Annotated in this window: 16 protein-coding genes and 1 riboswitch; of the genes, 8 read left to right on the top strand and 8 right to left on the bottom strand. The window is 70.6% G+C overall.

Annotated elements, in window-relative coordinates:
- The first annotated feature begins 86 nt into the window (after positions 1-86).
- On the top strand, positions 87-692 hold the full coding sequence (locus tag ACLJWH_RS33865) for a hypothetical protein (RefSeq protein ID WP_411145617.1): 606 nt from the start codon (positions 87-89) through the stop codon (positions 690-692).
- 125 nt (positions 693-817) lie between these two features.
- On the opposite strand, the gene ACLJWH_RS33860 is transcribed toward ACLJWH_RS33865, so the two are convergent.
- Entirely contained in the window at positions 818-1,729 is a 912-nt protein-coding gene (locus tag ACLJWH_RS33860; protein WP_411145616.1) for a helix-turn-helix domain-containing protein, read from the bottom strand.
- A gap of 201 nt (positions 1,730-1,930) precedes the next feature.
- On the opposite strand from ACLJWH_RS33860, the gene ACLJWH_RS33855 reads away from it, so the two are divergent.
- The gene (locus tag ACLJWH_RS33855; protein ID WP_411145615.1) at positions 1,931-2,410 is read left to right on the top strand and encodes a GNAT family N-acetyltransferase; all 480 of its coding nucleotides are present in this window, start codon (positions 1,931-1,933) and stop codon (positions 2,408-2,410) included.
- Positions 2,411-2,778: 368 nt separating this feature from the next.
- On the opposite strand, the gene ACLJWH_RS33850 is transcribed toward ACLJWH_RS33855, so the two are convergent.
- Positions 2,779-3,015: a DUF397 domain-containing protein gene (locus ACLJWH_RS33850; protein WP_411145614.1), complete on the bottom strand. Its 237-nt coding sequence runs from the start codon at positions 3,013-3,015 to the stop codon at positions 2,779-2,781.
- 195 nt (positions 3,016-3,210) lie between these two features.
- Here ACLJWH_RS33850 and ACLJWH_RS33845 point away from each other — a divergent pair, with 195 nt between their 5' ends.
- Positions 3,211-3,777, top strand: a complete 567-nt coding sequence (locus tag ACLJWH_RS33845; protein WP_411145613.1) for an ATP-binding protein — start codon at positions 3,211-3,213, stop codon at positions 3,775-3,777.
- Positions 3,778-4,238: 461 nt separating this feature from the next.
- Here ACLJWH_RS33845 and ACLJWH_RS33840 read toward each other — a convergent pair whose 3' ends face one another.
- From ACLJWH_RS33840 to ACLJWH_RS33820, 5 genes are all read right to left on the bottom strand, one after another.
- Positions 4,239-5,081, bottom strand: coding sequence for an SAM-dependent methyltransferase (locus ACLJWH_RS33840; protein ID WP_411145612.1), 843 nt, complete (start codon positions 5,079-5,081; stop codon positions 4,239-4,241).
- 640 nt (positions 5,082-5,721) lie between these two features.
- Entirely contained in the window at positions 5,722-6,270 is a 549-nt protein-coding gene (locus ACLJWH_RS33835) for a winged helix-turn-helix domain-containing protein (protein WP_411145611.1), read from the bottom strand.
- A gap of 620 nt (positions 6,271-6,890) precedes the next feature.
- Complete coding sequence (locus ACLJWH_RS33830) at positions 6,891-7,541, bottom strand: anaerobic ribonucleoside-triphosphate reductase activating protein (RefSeq protein ID WP_411145610.1); 651 nt, start codon at positions 7,539-7,541, stop codon at positions 6,891-6,893.
- A complete protein-coding gene (locus ACLJWH_RS33825) occupies positions 7,538-9,325 on the bottom strand; it encodes a ribonucleoside triphosphate reductase (protein ID WP_411145609.1) in 1,788 nt (595 codons plus the stop codon). Before ACLJWH_RS33825 ends, ACLJWH_RS33830 begins: the two co-directional genes overlap by 4 nt.
- A gap of 40 nt (positions 9,326-9,365) precedes the next feature.
- A riboswitch (cobalamin riboswitch) is annotated at positions 9,366-9,597 on the bottom strand.
- A gap of 185 nt (positions 9,598-9,782) precedes the next feature.
- Positions 9,783-10,304, bottom strand: coding sequence for a CGNR zinc finger domain-containing protein (locus ACLJWH_RS33820; RefSeq protein WP_411145608.1), 522 nt, complete (start codon positions 10,302-10,304; stop codon positions 9,783-9,785).
- A 25-nt stretch (positions 10,305-10,329) separates the two neighbouring features.
- Between ACLJWH_RS33820 and ACLJWH_RS33815 the strand changes: the two genes are divergently transcribed.
- The 5 genes from ACLJWH_RS33815 (at position 10,330) to ACLJWH_RS33795 (ending at position 16,877) form a co-directional block, all read left to right on the top strand.
- Entirely contained in the window at positions 10,330-11,814 is a 1,485-nt protein-coding gene (locus ACLJWH_RS33815) for an MFS transporter (protein ID WP_411145607.1), read from the top strand.
- Between the two features lie 407 nt (positions 11,815-12,221).
- Positions 12,222-13,178: a hypothetical protein gene (locus ACLJWH_RS33810; protein WP_411145606.1), complete on the top strand. Its 957-nt coding sequence runs from the start codon at positions 12,222-12,224 to the stop codon at positions 13,176-13,178.
- Positions 13,179-13,452: 274 nt separating this feature from the next.
- Positions 13,453-14,904, top strand: a complete 1,452-nt coding sequence (locus tag ACLJWH_RS33805; protein ID WP_411145605.1) for an amino acid permease — start codon at positions 13,453-13,455, stop codon at positions 14,902-14,904.
- A 110-nt stretch (positions 14,905-15,014) separates the two neighbouring features.
- On the top strand, positions 15,015-15,920 hold the full coding sequence (locus ACLJWH_RS33800; RefSeq protein WP_411145604.1) for a GNAT family N-acetyltransferase: 906 nt from the start codon (positions 15,015-15,017) through the stop codon (positions 15,918-15,920).
- 411 nt (positions 15,921-16,331) lie between these two features.
- Positions 16,332-16,877: a GNAT family N-acetyltransferase gene (locus ACLJWH_RS33795; RefSeq protein ID WP_411145603.1), complete on the top strand. Its 546-nt coding sequence runs from the start codon at positions 16,332-16,334 to the stop codon at positions 16,875-16,877.
- A gap of 23 nt (positions 16,878-16,900) precedes the next feature.
- Here the strand turns inward: ACLJWH_RS33795 and ACLJWH_RS33790 are convergent, their stop codons facing one another.
- Entirely contained in the window at positions 16,901-17,092 is a 192-nt protein-coding gene (locus tag ACLJWH_RS33790; RefSeq protein ID WP_094793016.1) for a hypothetical protein, read from the bottom strand.
- Positions 17,093-17,101 lie beyond the last annotated feature (9 nt).

Genomic DNA, 17,101 nt, shown 5'->3' with positions numbered 1-17,101 from the left:
CACCCGTCACTCGCGGACAACGGCCTGCCCAGGCAGGTACGGCCGGCGCCAACGGCTTCTCGCGACCGACGCCCATAGGAAGAACCATGACGTATCGGCACGGCCCTGCCCACCGGGTCACCACCCGGCCGCAGCCCCAACGGGCAGCGCGCACCGGCTATCCGGCGGCACCCGCCCACCTCGTCGCGCTGCCCATCGACTTCACCGCCTTCTGCGAACTGCGCTATGAGCTGTTCCTCAGGTACACCCGCCTGCGCCTGGCCGACCGGGGCCACGCCGAGGCAACCGTGCGGGCCGGTCTGGGGGACCTGGCGATCACCTGGCCCCATGTGCTGCGCAGTCCTTGCCCGGCGGAGATCGCCTGGCGTGCCCTCAAGCGGCGCGTCTCCGACGGCGTCCGGCAGCAGCAGACAGGGCCACGCCCCGCCAGGGCTCTGCTGGGACTCGTCTACCGGGCGTTGCCCGAGGGCCAGGCAGACGCCGCGGTGCTGCGCTACCTCCTGGATCTCACCAGCGACCAGGTCGCCGATCTCATGGGCAGTGACCGGGCCGCCGTCGCGTACAGCCTGCGGGCGGCACAGCGGCGGCTGGGTGAGGACCTCGGCTGCCGCCTCCGGCGCCCCTTCCTCTCGTACGCCGCGGACGTCATAACCCGCCCCGCCACGCCGGAGAAGTGCGCATACGCGCTGTGAGGCGCCGCCCCCTCCCACCGTGACAGCGCGCCACCGCCGGTGCCCCTCGGCACGACGCATGCTCTCAGCCCGATGCGCACCGCGCCGGCACGATGCGTGCCGCGACGGCGTCACCGGTGCAGGGGTCAGACCAGCTGGTCCAGCAGCTTCTTGAGGAAGGTGCCGGTCTCCTCCGGTGGGTCCGCTTCGGCGCACAGCCGGTCCATGATCAACGTGTACTGGTCGACGGCATCCTGCTTGTCCAGATAGATCGCGCCCGTCAGCTGCTCCAGATAGACCTTGTCCGGCAGGTCCGGCTCGCTGAACCGCAGGATGGTGATCGGAGCCCCGGCCGCCGCATTCGCGCCGACGCTGAACGGAGCGATCTGAAGCGTCACATTCGGCAGTTCCGCCACCTCCAGCAGATGCTCCAGCTGGGCGCGCATCCCCTCCCGGCCGCCGAACGGGCGACGCACAGCGGCTTCGTCCACCACCGCCCAGATCTTGGGCGCATCCGGGCGGGTCAAGAGCTCCTGCCGCATCATCCGGAGCTCCACCAAGCGGTCGAGCCGGTCTTCCGAGGCGCTCGGGTAGCCCAGCCGGCTGACCGCGCGGGCGTACTCCCGCGTCTGCAAGAGGCCGGGGAGGAACTGCACCTCATAGGTGCGGATCAGCGACGCCGCTTCCTCCAGGCCGATGTGCAGCTCGAACCAGTCCTCCAGTACGTCGTTGTACTGGTGCCACCAGCCGGAGGTGTTGGCCTGGCGGGCCAGCTCGAAATAGTCGGCCCGCTCCGCTTCGTCCAGCACCTTGTAGAGGGTGAGCAGATCGCTCAGGTCGCGTTCCTTGCAGCTGACCTGCCCTCGTTCCAGGCGAGTGATCTTGGCGTGGGAGCCTCGGATCGCCTTGCCCGCATCCTCCCGGGAGATGTCGCGTTCCTTCCGCAACCTCCGCAGCTGGGTGCCCAGCACGATACGCAGGGCCGTCGGCCGGACCTGTGGCGCATCGAGGTAGCGCCGTATCGACAGCTCAGTACTCGGCCGCATCATGGCGGACATGCAAACTCCCGTCGGTGTCTGTGCGGGTGGACCATTCTCCCACCCGGCCACCATCCACAGGAACCCGCCGAGGAGGCCCCTGACCGCGGACGGCCGAACGACCGCCCAGGTGGTCGGCGGGTCTCATACCATGCCCCACCATGCGGTCCCGGCCGGAGTATGACCCCTCAAGCGCTCGGGGACGGCCGGTAGGGTGCCGGGATGTCTGCATCGCTTCGCCTGGAGAAGGTCACGCCGGACACCGTCGAAGCCGCGTGCCAGCTGAAGGTGCGGCCCGACCAGGAGAGCCTCGTAGCTCCGGTCGCGTGGTCACTCGCCGAGGCATACGCGCAACCGGAGATCGCCTGGCCTCGACTGATCTTCGACGGTGAGCAACTCGTGGGCTTCGTCATGGGCTTCTTCTCGGTCCGTTTTCATCCCGACGATCCGGACGACAGATTGCGCTCCGGACTCTGGCGGCTGAACATCGCCGCCCGCCAACAGGGCCGGGGATACGGCCGCTTCGCCGTGGAGTCCGTGTGCGAGGAGGTCCGAAGGCGCGGGCTGGCGCGGGTGACGACGACCTGGGCACCGGGAGGGCGCGGGCCCGAGGGGTTCTACCCGGGGCTCGGATTTCGCCCGACGGAAGAGAAGAGCGGTGATCAGGTAGTCGGCGAACTGGTCCTTACCGGGGTGCAATGACGCCATGTCGTGAAGCGCCGCCGCTATTCGCGCGCACACCAACCGCCGGTCGCCCGTACAGTGATCACTTGTGACAGCTTTTTCCCGCACGTGATCATAAAGAAGATTCCAGCGCCTCAATGGCTCAGTGACTGGGCCACGATGAACACCGTCGAGATCGCCCGCACCCCGGCCATCAGGTGCTGACTCGACGTCATCGAGGCCCAGTTCACCGCCTTTGCGCTACTTCACCCTTGACGGCACCGACCATGCCACTCACAAGGAGCGGGGCAGCATGATCCACCGCTACCTCAACCGGCGAAACCGCCATGCCGACGACCGTGGCCCACGAGCCGCCGTGGTCACAGCGGAGGTCGCCCGATGCGGCCCTAGCTCACCAGCGCGTCGAACTCGCCGTCCTTGGCCCCGTCGATGAACGCGGCCAGCTCCGCCCGGGTGTAGACCAGCGCGGGCCCCTGCGGGAAACGCGAGTTGCGCACCGCGATCTCCCCGCCCGGGAGCTGGGCAACCTCGACGCAATTGCCTCCCGGGGCGCTGTGCAGACTCTTCGTCCAGACCGCTCCCTCGATCTGGTCCGACTGAACTCCGTTGTCGATCTTCCGCATCACGTCGCTCCCTTGCGAACACACGTGCCTGACCAGGCACTTACCTGGTACGCAATTGCATATGCACTTACTGGTGCAATTACGTTGGCGGCAACTGTAATTGCAGATGCAGTTGCAGCACTAGCCGTCGCAGGGGATAGTGGCCCCGAATCACCCGTTCGTGACGACTGCCTGAGAGGCTCCACGGAGATCGTGATGACACCCCACCGGGCCGGAATCCCCTCTGCCCACGAACCCGGAACGGCCGTCGGCCACTGGCCGGCGCAGGCATCGCCCGACGCCCTGGGAGACGAAGCGAGCATGCGGGGAGCCACCGGGTTCGCGGCCTGCGCCCTGATGGCCGACGGGCAGGCGGCCGGCGAGGGCCGCCGGTTCACCTGGTCCACCCTCAGTGGCTGGGGGCTGAGTCCGCTCATCGACAACGCGACCCTCATCGTGTCCGAGCTCCTGAGCAACGCTCTCCAGTACGGACTGGCGCGCCCCCCGGCCCACCGCGCTGATCGCCGCCCGGTCTGGCTGGGCCTGCTACGACGCGGTAGGACCGTCCTCTGTACGGTCTGTGACCACAGCACAGCCGTCCCGGTGCTGAAGAAGCCCGACTACCTGGCCCAGTCCGGCCGCGGCCTGCATATCGTCAACTACCTCAGCGCCTCCTGGGGTTGGACCACCCCGAACGTCGGCGGGAAGGCGGTATGGGCGGCTGTCGCACCCCCTCCGCACGACGACGCCCCTGCCTCCGCTGCTCCGACGCGTACGTGGTGAGTGCGGCCGACGGGCACTGACTCGGCCCGGCACCTCGATGGGGCGATGGGTCGTCGTCCCGCGGCTGCCTGTGTGGGGTTCTCGGGGTCCTGCCGAGGCCGTGTGACGGGCGGCCGTGCCGCTGTGGGCCGGTGTCCCTCGTGCCGTGGCAGGGCTCTTCCGGCTGAAGGATGCGGGTGCGGAGGCCGATGAGCTGTTCGCGCCCGGTGGGCGTCAGGGTGGCGGACAGTTCGTCATTCGCCTTGTCGCCCAGCTGTTCCGTATCCGTGGGCCCTCGCCGGCGAGGGCCTCGGCGACCGGCCGGTGACCACGGGCGGCGCCCGGATGCGGGCAGGGGCGGACGGCCCGAAGGCCATGCGCCACACCACGGGGATCCGGTGGTGCCACGGTGATTCCGCACGCCGAGCGCATGTGGAGTGCGCACAGGCATGGGCGGCAACCGGGCTCCGGCGTACCGTGCTTCAGTTCTTGCGGGCGACGCCCGCGTAGAGAGGGATGTCGGTGTCGGCGATGGCGCCCGCGCCGAGGTCCGTCGGGTCCGGGCGCCACCGCTGGACCACCTGGAGACCGGGCTCGACCATCTCCATGCCGTCGAAGAACCGCAGCACCTCGTCCTTTCTGCGTGCGTTCACATGGGAACCCCCGGCCCGGAAGGTGTCGGAGACGTCCCGCAGCGCGCTGGGGTCGAAGTCGTTCGTCACGTAGGTCAGCGCCAGATAGCTGCCGGCGGGGAATGCGCGGAGGATCTGGCGGACGATGGCGTACGGGTCGTGTTCGGTGGGCAGCCAGTGGAGCACGGCCAGGAGCGTCAGCGCGACGGGCTGCGTCAGATCGAGGGTCTGTCGTAGTCGCCGGTCGTCGAGGATGCTCTCCGGAGAGGACAGGTCCGCCTGGACGTAGGCGGTACGCCCCTCGGGGTGACTGGTGTGCAAGGCGCGTGAGTGAGCCAGCACGATGGGGTCGTTGTCGGCGTACACGATCCGCGACCGCGGAGCGATCGACTGGACGATCTCGTGCAGGTTGGGCGACGTCGGAATCCCGGTGCCGATGTCGAGGAACTGCCGGATACCGGCTTCCGCGGTCAGATGGCGAGCCGCCCTGTGCATGAAGGACCGGTTCTGCCGGGCGATCATGGCGGCGTTGGGCAGGGCCGCGAGCGTTGCCTTCGCCGCCTCGCGGTCGGCGGGATAGTTGGTCTTACCGCCGAGCAGAAGGTCGTAGACGCGCGCCGCGTGGGGCCTGTCGGTGTGCAGCTCGACCGGCGGCTTACTGGCTGCGGCCATCCAGTCTTCCGGCTCCACCATGCTCAGCACCCTTTCGCTGCCCGCCTGACAACACGGCACCCATCAGGCGCCGAGGAGCGCGTGTTGACTGGCCCGTGTTGACTCTGCGGTGTGACTGACCGGCGGGCCCGAGCGGGCCTGCCGTCTCCACTGACCACCCTTTACCGCAGATCAGTCCCACAAACATGTGCGCAGGGCGCGGGGTGTGGACGATCCCGTGCGGCCGGGCAGGCATACAACGAAAGGGAGGAAGGCAGCCTGTTGGCGTTCGATCGGGCTCCCGGGACCCTGCGAGGTGGGGATGCGCCGTCTGTCACGACCGTGAGGAAGTTCTGGGCAGGGCGGCGGAGGGGGCCTCGGTGTGGACGGCCACCCGCGGCAGTCCGAAGGCGCTTCCTCGGGACGAGGTGAGGAGGCCGGGCCGATGTCACGCCCGGCCAGGTGCCCTCGTTCGTCGTACTGTCGCTGATCCCGCTGTCCGGCTGTGGCCGGTCTCCGGCGGTACGGCTGGGCGGGACCCGCTGCGCGCCGGTGATCGGCGCCGTGTGCCATGTGCCGTACCCGTGAGCCATGTTCGGTGACCCATGACCCATGACCCATGACCCATGACCCATGACCCATGACCCATGGGCCTACGGGGCCATGGGACGTGAAGCGTGGGCTACAGGAGGGGCAGGTACTTGTAGCCGATGCCGAACACCGTGCTGATGGACGCGCGGCGGCGCGGTCCCAGGCGGCGGCGCAGCCGGGCGATGTGCACATCGACGGTGCGGGTGCTGGACCGGGAGTCCGGCCAGACGGCGGCCATCAGCTGCTGTCGGGTGTAGGCACGGTGCGGGTGCCGGACGAGGTGGGCGAGGAGATCGAACTCAAGCCGTGGCAGGAGGAGTTGGTGTCCTTCGACGGATACGGTCCGGGCCGCGACGTTGATCTGGATCGGGTCCGGCGGGGCATCGGCGGTATACGGGAGACCGGCGGCTGCCACGGGACGGGCCGGTTCGGCGTGTGCGGGCGCCAGGATGATGCGGACCTCGTCCGAGGGGAGCCGGCGGACCGATACGGGTTCCAGGTCGCGCAGGGTCAGTTGCCACGTGCCGTCGGGGAGCCGGTCGACCGCCCAGGCGGGCTCGTCGCCGGGCCCGGCATCCGTCGGCCGGCGGTACTCGGCCGCCGACTGCGCGGTGAGGGTCGTCGAGGAGTGCAGAAACATGGTCTGGGCCCATTCCTCTTGCAAAGCAGGCGTGTACGGACAGACGTGGTGGTGCCCGACGGACGGAGCGCGAGGTGCCGCAATGCCCACGGACCCGCGTCCTCCCGGCCGTGACGTGGCGACGCAGTCGTAGCTTCGGTCCGAAAGAACGCTACATGTGATCGTCTGATTCCGGAAAGTAGCTTCCGGTGCGAGGGGTTGACCTTGACCTGATTTCGCGCCGGGGCTCCGTCGTGCGGCGACAGGCTGGTCGGGGTGGCGGCGCGCCAGAGCCGCCGGGGTGCGCGTGAGAGGGCGTGTGGCAGGCGTGCGAGGGCGCGCGCGTGCGGTGGGGCGCGCGGGCAGGAAAAGCGGCCGAAAGGCGTCGATAGGGATACGAGGTACAGGAGGGACGCGGCGGACACTTCGCAGGTGATCGGGGTGCCCGCACGGCGCGGCTCCGGGCCGGGTGGGGCCGCTGATGTCCGGGTGCCCGCCGGATGCCGGAGCCGCGTCGGCCGTGGCCGGCCGGCTCTCACGGGGGTCACCCCGGACGGGCGCCGCCCGCCGGCCCGCCTCGGTCGTCCGGTCGGCCCGGCCGACGGCGGTCCGCTCGCGCCCCGTACCGCCGCCGGGCGGGATCAGCCGCCCGGCCTCCTGGCCCGCTCCGCCACGGGGGAGGACCGTGGTCCGACGGTCTGGCCCTCGGGCCGGGCCTCCTGGCGGACGTGGCCACGGGCGCCCTGCGCCGCCAGCCACCGTCCGAGAGCGGCGAACTCCGCCTCGTCGAGCAGGGCCGGATCGACCGTCGTACGGAGCTGGTGCGCGGTGCCGGAGTCGAGCAGCAGGCGCAGGCTGCGCTGCGCGGGCCGGGCGCTGTTGCGGACGCCGGTGACCTTCTCGTACGCGTCGGGGGCGGCCTTTACGTCGAAGCCGACCCAGTCCACCAGGCCGGCCGCGAGGAGCTGTGCGAAGCGGCGCGGGAAGGCGCCGCCCGTGTGCAGGCCGGTGGCGAAGCCGAGCGCGCGGACCTCGCGCAGGGCGGTCGCCAGGCCCGGCTGGAGCAGTGGCTCGCCGCCCGAGAAGACGACGCCGTCCAGCAGTCCGCGGCGCCGGGCGAGGTGGGCGGTGACCGTCCGCCAGGGCACCGGTGCCGCCGCGTGGACCGGCAGCAGCTCCGGGTTGTGGCAGTAGCCGCAGCGCCACGGGCAGCCCTGGCAGAAGACGGTGGTGACCAGCCGGCCCGGCCAGTCGCAGGTGGACAGCCGGGACCAGCCGCCGATCCGTATCACGCGCCGGTCCCGGCGGCCTCGCGGAAGGGCAGGCGTTCGGCGTGCTCGCCCTTCTTGCCGATGTTGAAGGAGGAGACGGGGCGGTGGTAGCCCATGACCCGGGTCCATACCTCGCACTCCGCGCCGCACTGCGGGCAGGTGGTGTGCTCGCCGGACAGGTAGCCGTGCCCGGGGCAGACGGAGAAGGCCGGGGTGACGGTGAGATAGGGGAGCGAGAAGCGTTCCAGCGACCGGCGTACGAGGCGCCGGCAGGCGTCGGCGGTGGAGATCCGCTCGGACATGTACAGGTGCAGCACGGTGCCGCCGGTGTACTTGCGCTGGAGTTCGTCCTGCATCTCCAGGGCCTGGAACGGGTCGTCGGTCCAGCCGACCGGCAGTTGGGAGGAGTTGGTGTAGTAGGGGCGTTCGGCCGTGCCCGCCTGCCGGATGCCGGGGAAGCGGCGGCGGTCCTCCTTGGCGAACCGGTAGGTGGCGCCTTCGGCGGGGGTGGCCTCCAGGTTGTAGAGGTGGCCGGTCTCCTCCTGGAACGTCACCATCCGGGCCCGTATGTGGTCCAGCAGCCGTACCGCCAGCGCATGGCCTTCGGGACTGGTGATGTCGTGGGCGTCCGCGGTGAAGTTGCGGATCATTTCGTTGATGCCGTTGACGCCGATGGTCGAGAAGTGGTTGCGCAGCGTGCCGAGGTAGCGCTTGGTGTACGGGTACAGACCGCCGTCGATCAGCTCCTGCACGGTGACGCGCTTGATTTCCAGGCTGTCCCGGGCGAGTTCCAGGAGCCGGTCGAGGGCGGCGAAGAGGGCGGCCTCGTCGCCGGCGTGCAGATGGCCGAGGCGTGCGCAGTTGACGGTGACCACACCGAGCGAACCGGTCTGTTCGGCGCTGCCGAAGAGTCCGTTGCCGCGTTTGAGCAGTTCGGTGAGGTCCAGCTGGAGGCGGCAGCACATCGAGCGGATCTGGTGCGGGGACAGCTCGGAGTTGATGAAGTTCTGGAAGTACGGCAGTCCGTACTTGGCGGTCATGGCGAACAGCCGCTCGGCGTTCTCGCTCTCCCAGGGGAAGTCCGGGGTGATGTTGTACGTGGGGATGGGGAAGGTGAAGACCCGTCCCGAGGCGTCGCCTTCGGTCATGACCTCGATGTACGCGCGGTTGATCAGGTCCATCTCCGCCTGGAGATCCCCGTAGGTGAAGGGCATCTCCGCGCCGCCGATGACGGGTACCTCCGCGCGCAGGTCGGCGGGGCAGGTCCAGTCGAAGGTGAGGTTGGTGAACGGCGTCTGGGTGCCCCAGCGGGCCGGTACGTTCAGGTTGTGCACCATTTCCTGGATGCACTGCCTGACCTGCTCGTACGTCATCGCGTCAAGGCGGACGTAGGGCGCCATGCAGGTGTCGAAGGAGCTGAACGCCTGGGCGCCGGCCCATTCGTTCTGCAACGTGCCCAGGAAGTTGACGAGCTGGCCCACGGCGGACGAGAAATGGCGCGGCGGGGCCGAGTCGATCTGGCCCGGCACCCCGCCCAGTCCCTCGGCGAGCAGGGTGCGCAGCGACCAGCCAGCGCAGTAGCCGGAGAGCATGTCGAGATCGTGGATGTGCAGCTCGCCGGTGCGGTGGGCGTGGCCGATGGCGGGCGGATAGACCTGGTCCAGCCAGTAGTTGGCGATGAGCTTGCCCGCCGTGTTGAGGATCAGGCCGCCCAGCGAATAGCCCTGATTGGCGTTGGCGTTGACGCGCCAGTCACGGCGCTCCAGGTATTCGGTCACGGTATCGACGGCGTCGACAGCGGTCACGTCAGCCCTCCCACGAGGCATCGGGAATCCGCCGCGCACGGATGTGTGCGGCGTGGCCGGCAGGTCTTCGGACTCGTGGTCGCGGACACCTGGGTGCCCTCCTACTGGCCGTCGCTTCCCGGGCCGCGTGCGACGGTGCGCACACCCAGTGCTCGATGACGGCGGTCGTTACCGCTCACCGCTGCGGGGCAGTCCCGGATTCCCACCGGGTTCCCTCTTGCCTCGGCGACGGCCCAGGGGGGCGTCGCCGAACCGGCAGCCGCAACACTACATCTGGTGCGAACAGCGACACGCCGACACCAGATGTTGGGTGACTTTGGTCCCGGGGTGGGGACTTTGGTCCCTCCCCGGGCGGGCCGGTGTCCGGTCGCGTGCCGGTCGCGTGCCGGGCCCGGTGGCGGTGTCCGGTGCCGGCGGGGTGTCGTGTCCGGTGCCGTATCCGGCGCCCCCGTTCGGGTCAGGCGGACCGCCGGGCGCGGTGGCGGCGTACCGCGTCGCGGTTGGCGCAGGCGGGTGAGCAGTACCGCTGCCGGCCGGCCCGGCTGAAGTCCGCGTAGGCGTGGCCGCATTCGGTCAGCGCGCAGCGGCCCAGCCGGTGCATGCCCAGACCGGTCAGATGCAGTGCGGTGCCGACCGAGGCCACCGCGCGCAGCAGTCCGGCCAGGCTCAGGTCGTCCTCGCGGTAGTGGAGGTGCCAGCCGCCGTCGGCGTGGTCGGTCAGCCGGGGGTGTGCGGCGGCATCCGACAGCAGGGCATTGAGCCGGGCAGCGCGGCGCTCGTCCGTGGTGGCGTCGACGACCTCGGCCCAGCGGCGGAGGAAGTCCCGCACCTCGGTCAGGTCCGCGTCCCGTACCGGGCGGTCCAGGACCATGCCCGCCGCGACGCAGCGCTCGGCCAGTTCCGCCGCGTCGGCCGGCGGTGTGTTGGTGAGCTCGACCACAAGGCGGACCGGGTCCTCCCCGTAAGGGTTCAGTTGCATAAGGCCATTACAGCAGGGTGGCTCCATGGATCACTCACCCCTGGCCGGCCGACGGTCCGGCTCCGCGGCGCAACCGGCGCCGGGGCGGCCCGCGACCCCGCCCGAACAGCCCTCGGTGTCCCCGGCGAAGCCCGCACCGGGCCGGTGGCTGCCGCTCGTCGCCACCTGTCTCGGCACGTTCCTGCTGCTCGTCCACGCGACGATCGTGACGGTGGCGCTGCCGCGCATGGCCGACGATCTGCACGCGGGGTTCGGCGCCCTGCAATGGATCGTCGACGTCTACACGCTGGCCCTGGCCGGTCTGCTGCTCGGCATGGGTTCCCTGGGGGACGCCTTCGGACGCAAGCGCCTGTACGTCCTCGGCCTCGCCGTTTTCACGCTCGCCACCCTCGGGTGCGGCCTGGCCCCGAACGCGCAGGTCCTCATCGCGGCCCGCGCCGTCCAAGGGGTCGCGGGCGCCGCGATGTTCGGCACCCTGCTGCCGCTGATCGGCCTCACCTACCACGGGCGCGACCGGGCGCGGGCGTTCGCCGTCTGGGGCGCGGTCGCCGGTGCGGCGGCCGGGGCCGGCAACGTCCTGGGCGGCATACTCACCCAGTTCCTGTCCTGGCCGTGGATCTTCTACGGAGCGGTACCGGTCTGCGCCGTCACCCTCGTACTGTCCGTCAAAGTGCTGGTGCGCGATGCCCGTACACCGGCCCGTATCGACTGGCCCGGGATCGTGACCTTCACGCCGGCCGCGACGGGCCTCACCTTCGGCTGCGTCCGCGGCGGCGAGCGGGGCTGGGCGGACCCCTCGACGCTGCTCGGCTTCGCCGTCGGGGCGTGCGCGCTGCTCGCGTTCCTCCTGGTGGAGCGCGCCGCGGCGCATCCGATGCTGCCGCTCGCGCTGCTCCGCACGCCCGCCTTCAACGGCCTGCTGATCGCGGCCTGCGGCTACTACCTGGCCGCCTTCGGCTTCCTGCCGGTGCTCTCGCTCTGGCTCCAGAACGGCGTCGGTCTCGGTTCGCTGGCCACCTCACTGGTCATCACCGTTCAGCCGGCGGCCTTCATCGGCACCTCCGCGCCGGCCGGCGGCGCCCTGCGCCGGATCCCCGCGCGCTGGGCCATCGGCGGTGGCACGGTGCTCACCGGCGTCGGTGACCTGGCCCTGCTCGCCGTCCAGCCCGGCTCCTCCTGGCCGGTGCTGCTGCCCGGTCTGGTGCTCACCGGCGTCGGCGCGGGGCTCGTCTCGCCCGTCCTGCCGGCCCTCGCGATGTCCGCGGCGCCCCCGGAGCACAGCGGCGTGGCCGCCGCGGCCGCCAACAGCGCCCGTCAACTCGGCCTCGCCCTGGGCATCGCGCTGCTCGGCACCGTGTTCCACCGGTATGTGCCCGGCACGGGCGACGGCGCCCCGCCCGGGGCGTACGCGGCCGGTCTCGACGCGGTGTTCCTCCTCGCGGGCGTCATCGGGCTCGGCGGCGGGCTGTCGGCACTCCGGTTGATGAGGCCACGGGACGCTGCTCGATGACGGGAGGTGCCGGGGCGGCGGGCGGTGCGGGGGCGCGCGGCGGTGCTCGCGCGGTTGCGTGGCGGCGGTGCCGCCCGGCGCCCGCGGCCGGCCTCGGCGACGTTCTGACGCTGTTTCAGTTGTGATGGTTACGTGAAGGAATGAATATGCCAAACAGCTGCCCGGTGCTCCGGTGAAGAGTGCGGTGGTGGATCTCGGGCGGTGCGGAGAGAGCGCTGTTTCCGCCGTAATCCCATAGCGGCTAAATGGTGTGGAACCTGATATACCCGGCGACTATTTTCGCTACGTCTTGATGGTGAGTAGGGTGTGGCCCGCTGCCGCACGGATCTCCGGAAGGGATCCTGCCGAATTCGGCGCGGTCGGAATGTATGCGGGTGGGATGACGCCTTCAGGATCGGGAGGGGATCATGGCGGCTGGCGCTTTCGAGGGGCAGTACGTATGGAGTCCAGCGGCCAATGACCGGCAGTTGGCGAGCGCGTGCATGGACATCAGGGCGGGCCGCTACTTCAGCGCGCACGAGGTCCTCCGGGAGACGCGCGAGGATTTCGAGGTGCGGGCCCACCGTTCGCTGGTGCTCGCCTCGGAGGCGGCGGGTTCGGATCTGGCGGAGCGCTGGTTAGCGGAGGAGCCGGGCCCGGAGGCGGCCCTGCTGTGGGCCCGGGTGGCGATGCTCCGGGCGCTGCACATGGCCGACGCCGGCGACCGTCGGCAGGACGCCTTGGTGCGGATAGCGCAGACGGCGTGCGAACGGGCCGCCCAGCTGCTGCCCACGGACCCCACCCCGTGGGTCGCCCAGCTGGCGCTGACCCGCCTCAACCGGCCGCAGGACCCCGCCCCGCAGGGGCTGCTCACCGCGCCGACCGGCCCGTGGTACCTGTTCGCCCACATCCTCCGGCTCGACCCCTGGCACCGGGAGGCGCACCACCGCTTCCTGTCGTTCTTCTTCACCCGCTACGGCGGTTCGTCGAGCGCGAGCTGGGACGTCTCGGCGTTCCTGAGCCAGCGGGCGCCGGCCTCCTCGCCGCTGCGGCTGCTGCCGCTGGTGGCGCTGGTCGAGGACTACAACCCGTCGGCACTGCTGGCGGACCGGACGTGGGAGCAACCCCAGTGGATCACCACCGCGATGGGCATTCACCACAACTGGTTCCCGCAGGTGGCCGGTTACCGGTTCGCCCCGGTACTGGACCTGGCGTATCTGGCGCACGCGCTCTTCATGGCGAAGCGCGAGTTCGAGGCGCGGGAAGTGTTCACGGCCATGGGACCGTACGCCTCGCGTATGCCCTGGAGTGTGTTCGGTGATCCCGAGGAGCAGTTGACCAAAGCGCGGCGTTCCTGCGGACTTCCGATTCCCAGTGCCCCCTGAACCGCGTCGGCGTCAGCACGGGCGGTGCCGAAAGGACCGTACGGCCGGAAAGGCTCGGAAAGCCTGACATTGACGCGTACCGGCAGCACGGCTGCGTATCCAGTGCCGGAGTCCTGCTGTCCGCTCGAAAAGTTCGATCAGCTCACCCCATGAATCCCTCACACACCAGAGCAGAAAGGTTACGGTTGTGGCTCAGCGTACGTCCCCCCCACGTGTGCAGAACTCCCGGGATGCGGACGCCGTCGCTCTCGATGACGATGCGACACTCCACGCAATGGGATATCCGCGGAAACTGACCCGAAGATTCCGCGCATTCGACAACTTCGCCATCTCTTTCACCATCATCAACATCATTTCCGGGATCTTCTCCTCCTTCGGTTTCGGTATGGGGGCCGGCGGTCCGCGGATTCTCGTCTTCGGCTGGATCGGCGTGTCGATCATGGTGCTGTTCGTCGGCGCCGCGATGGGCGAGATCGCCTCCGCCTACCCGACCAGCGGCGCGCTCTACTTCTCCGCGGGCAAGCTCGCCAAGCGGCATCGCGGCGCCTGGTCCTGGTACACCGGCTGGCTGAACTTCGTCGGGCAGGTGGGAGGTACGGCCGCGACCAACTTCGCCGCCGCCACCTTCATTCAGGCATTCATCGTGATGCAGTGGCCGTCCTATGAGCCGACACCCCAGCAGACCGTCGGCATCACCGCGGCAATCCTGCTCCTCCAGGGGCTGGCCAACACGTATACGGTACGGCTGGTCGCGGTGGTGAACCGGATATCCGTGTGGTGGCTGCTGATCGGCATGGTGGTCATCGTCGCCGCCCTGACGCTGATCCCCGCACACCACCAGTCGCCCTCGTTCGTCACCCACTTCGTCAACAACACCGGTTTCACCAACGGGATCTACGGCGGAATGCTGGGACTGCTCGTCACCAGCTGGACGTTCACCGGCTTCGACGGCAGTTTCCACATGTCCGAGGAAACCGTGAAGGCAACCGTCAACGCCCCCAAGGGCATCATGCGCGCGATCCTCTACTCCGCGCTCGCCGGACTGATCCTCATGCTCGCCCTGATCTACGCGATCCGTGACTACGGCCATGCCGCGAGCGCGTCGGCGCCGCCGGTGCAGATTCTCATCGACGCACTCGGTGTGGGCACCGCCAAGTTCCTCCTGCTGATCGTGATCGGCGCCATGCTGTTCTGCGGTCTGGCGAACATGACCAGCAATACCCGGCAGATCTTCGCCTTCTCCCGGGACGGCGCGATGCCCGGCTCCCGCTGGTGGCATTCGGTGTCGGCCCGCACCCGTACCCCCGTCAAGGCCGTCTGGCTCGCCGCCGCCTGCCCTCTGGTACTGGTCCTGCCGGGCTGGTGGTCGCACACCGCCTTCACCGCCGTGGTGAGCGTCAACGTCGTCGGGCTCTTCCTCGCCTACGGTGTGCCGATCTTCCTGCGGCTGCGGCTGGACGACTTCCAGGCCGGACCGTGGAACCTGGGACGCTGGGGCAAGCCCGTCGCGGCCATCGCGGTGACCTGGATCGTCATCAGCAACGTGCTGTTCATGCTGCCGCAGGCATCCCCGATCACCCCCGAATCGTTCAACTACGCACCGATCGCCCTGGGCGTGGTGCTGCTCATCGCCACGGTCTGGTGGTTCACCACCGCCCGCCGCCGCTTCCAGGGCCCGGTCAGCTACGGCCGCCCCGACGAAGTGGCCGCCATGGACCTGATCTGACGCGTGCGCAGGCCACCGGCCCACCGGCCACCGACCGGTGGGCCGGTGGCCTGCCCGCCGTCGCCCCCGATTCCGCCGCCCGCAGCAGACCAGAAGGGACGCACCCCGCCATGCACCCGCACGACGCAGCTCCGCACACCGGTGAACTCACCGTCACCACCGCCTCCTTGGACGCCTGGCGCCAGGTGGAGGAGTGGGCCGCCGAAGAAGGGTGGAACCCCGGGCACGGCGACACGGCCTGCTTCCACCCCACCGACCCGGCCGGCTTCTTCATCGGCAGCCTGGGCGACCGGCCGGTCTCCGCGGTCTCGGTCGTCAACTACTCCGCACAGTTCGCGTTCCTCGGCTACTACCTCGTCCACCCCGGCCACCGCCGACAGGGGCGGGGGCTGGCCACCTGGCACGCCGCCTTCCCGCACGCCGGCCGGCGGACCGTCGGACTCGACGCGGTGCCCGCCCAGCAATCGACCTACCGGCGGGCCGGGTTCACCGCGGCCTACGAGACCCTCCGGTACGCGGGACGCCCCGAGCGACCCGGACACCCCGACGGCACCGCCGCGACGGCATCGGGCGTCGTGCCCGTCGACCCGTCCCGCCTCGATCCGGCCCTCCTCGACGGGATCACCGCGTACGACGTGCGCTGCTTCCCCGCCGAGCGGCGGGCCTTCCTCGCGCGCTGGCTCACCGCCGACGGCCACACCGCCCGCGTCCGCCTGCGCGACGGCCGGATCACCGGCTACGGAGTGATCAGGTCCGCGCGCGACGGCCATCGCATCGGCCCGCTCTTCGCCGACACCCCCGGCGACGCCGAAGCGCTCTTCGACAGCCTCACCGCCCACCTCGGCCCGGACGACGAGGTCAGCCTCGACATCCCCGAGCCCCGGCACGCCGCCCAGGCGCTCGCCACGGCCCGTGGCCTGACCCCGCGGTCGCACACCATCCGCATGTACACCGGCCCGGTCCCGCCGGCCCGGGAGGAGTGCACCTACGGCGTCACCAGCCTCGAACTCGGGTAGGGCGGACCGGCACCGTGGCCCTGCCGGGCAGTCGGGTGACGGGGCCCGGAGCCGGGCAGGCAGGGGGGCGACAGCGGCGGTCCCGGGCGGGACGGCCGTACGGCGGTCACCGGCGGTGGCCCTGCTGCGAGGAGAGCCGAGATCCGGCACCTTCTCCTCCGGCGCGCGGATGGCCGGCGCACTGACCCGCGCCGTCCCTGGGTCTCGGGCCTGCGCTGCCCTCGGGTCTCGGGCCCGTGTCGTCCTCGGGTCCCGGGCCCGTGCCACCCCCGGGCCCCGGGCCCGCGCCGCCCCCGGGTCCCGCTGCGCGGCGGCGCCCGGCGCCCGCGGACATCCGGCGGGCCAGTGCCCCTCCCGGCAGGCTTTGCCCCGTCGGGCAAGCTTTGCCGGTCACGGCACTAGCATCGCGGAATGCAGAAGATCACCCCCTCATCCGCACCGGATGCCCGGCCCGTCCCGCCGATACGCGAGCTGGATCTGACCGACGGGCCGACCGCCGCCGCCGTGCACCGCACCGGTCGCAGCGCCTACGCCGTCGAGGCCGGACTCATCGGCTTCGACGGCATCCCGGCGCTGCGGGAGAGCCTGGCGGAGCTGCGGGAGCGTCCGCTGCGCTGGCTCGGCGCGGTGCCCGCCGCGGGGACGGTGGCCGCGTTCGTGGCCTGGCAGGACGAGGGACCACAGGCCGGGCTCGTCGAGATCGACCGGGTCTGTGTGGACCCCACGTGGTTCCGCCGCGGCCTGGCGACCCGGCTGCTGGACCACCTGATGCACGACCTCGCCCCGGACCGCGACATGGTGGTGACCACCGGCGCCGCCAACCAGCCGGCCGTCGCGCTGTACCGGCGGCTCGGATTCACCCGCACCGCCGACTTCGAGCCGGTCCCCGGGCTCCGCATGGCCCGCTTCGTACTGCGCCGTGGTGCACCGTCCGCGACGGCGGCGCCCGGGGAGTAGCCCGTGGTCCGCCCCGGTCGCGGCTACGGCAGATATCGCTCGATGGCCGCCGCCCCGTCCTCCTCGATGAGATTCCTGGCCCATTCAAGGCTCGCGGGGGTGGGCTCGCGCCCGGATGCCATCACCAGGTCCTCCGGATCGAAGGGCCGCTCGCCACCGGTGTACAGCACTTTCGGCCGCTGTTCGGCCGAGCTTTCCCTGCCGTTGCTCGTCACGGGACCTCC

Source organism: Streptomyces sp. x-80, assembly GCF_046549095.1.
Lineage (GTDB): Bacteria > Actinomycetota > Actinomycetes > Streptomycetales > Streptomycetaceae > Streptomyces > Streptomyces celluloflavus.
The sequence above is the reverse complement of the archived record's forward strand: the minus strand, read 5'-3'. Positions and strand labels throughout refer to the sequence as shown.

What these genes read in the sequence shown, in the direction of transcription:
- ACLJWH_RS33850 (WP_411145614.1), bottom strand. Translation starts at nt 3,015, where the DNA reads ATGCGGAAGATCGACAACGGAGTTCAGTCGGACCAGATCGAGGGAGCG.
- ACLJWH_RS33800 (WP_411145604.1), top strand. Translation starts at nt 15,015, where the DNA reads ATGCACCCGCACGACGCAGCTCCGCACACCGGTGAACTCACCGTCACC.
- ACLJWH_RS33795 (WP_411145603.1), top strand. Translation starts at nt 16,332, where the DNA reads ATGCAGAAGATCACCCCCTCATCCGCACCGGATGCCCGGCCCGTCCCG.
- ACLJWH_RS33865 (WP_411145617.1), top strand. Translation starts at nt 87, where the DNA reads ATGACGTATCGGCACGGCCCTGCCCACCGGGTCACCACCCGGCCGCAG.
- ACLJWH_RS33815 (WP_411145607.1), top strand. Translation starts at nt 10,330, where the DNA reads ATGGATCACTCACCCCTGGCCGGCCGACGGTCCGGCTCCGCGGCGCAA.
- ACLJWH_RS33820 (WP_411145608.1), bottom strand. Translation starts at nt 10,304, where the DNA reads ATGCAACTGAACCCTTACGGGGAGGACCCGGTCCGCCTTGTGGTCGAG.
- ACLJWH_RS33810 (WP_411145606.1), top strand. Translation starts at nt 12,222, where the DNA reads ATGGCGGCTGGCGCTTTCGAGGGGCAGTACGTATGGAGTCCAGCGGCC.
- ACLJWH_RS33845 (WP_411145613.1), top strand. Translation starts at nt 3,211, where the DNA reads ATGACACCCCACCGGGCCGGAATCCCCTCTGCCCACGAACCCGGAACG.
- ACLJWH_RS33805 (WP_411145605.1), top strand. Translation starts at nt 13,453, where the DNA reads ATGGGATATCCGCGGAAACTGACCCGAAGATTCCGCGCATTCGACAAC.
- ACLJWH_RS33840 (WP_411145612.1), bottom strand. Translation starts at nt 5,081, where the DNA reads ATGGTGGAGCCGGAAGACTGGATGGCCGCAGCCAGTAAGCCGCCGGTC.
- ACLJWH_RS33835 (WP_411145611.1), bottom strand. Translation starts at nt 6,270, where the DNA reads ATGTTTCTGCACTCCTCGACGACCCTCACCGCGCAGTCGGCGGCCGAG.
- ACLJWH_RS33860 (WP_411145616.1), bottom strand. Translation starts at nt 1,729, where the DNA reads ATGTCCGCCATGATGCGGCCGAGTACTGAGCTGTCGATACGGCGCTAC.
- ACLJWH_RS33855 (WP_411145615.1), top strand. Translation starts at nt 1,931, where the DNA reads ATGTCTGCATCGCTTCGCCTGGAGAAGGTCACGCCGGACACCGTCGAA.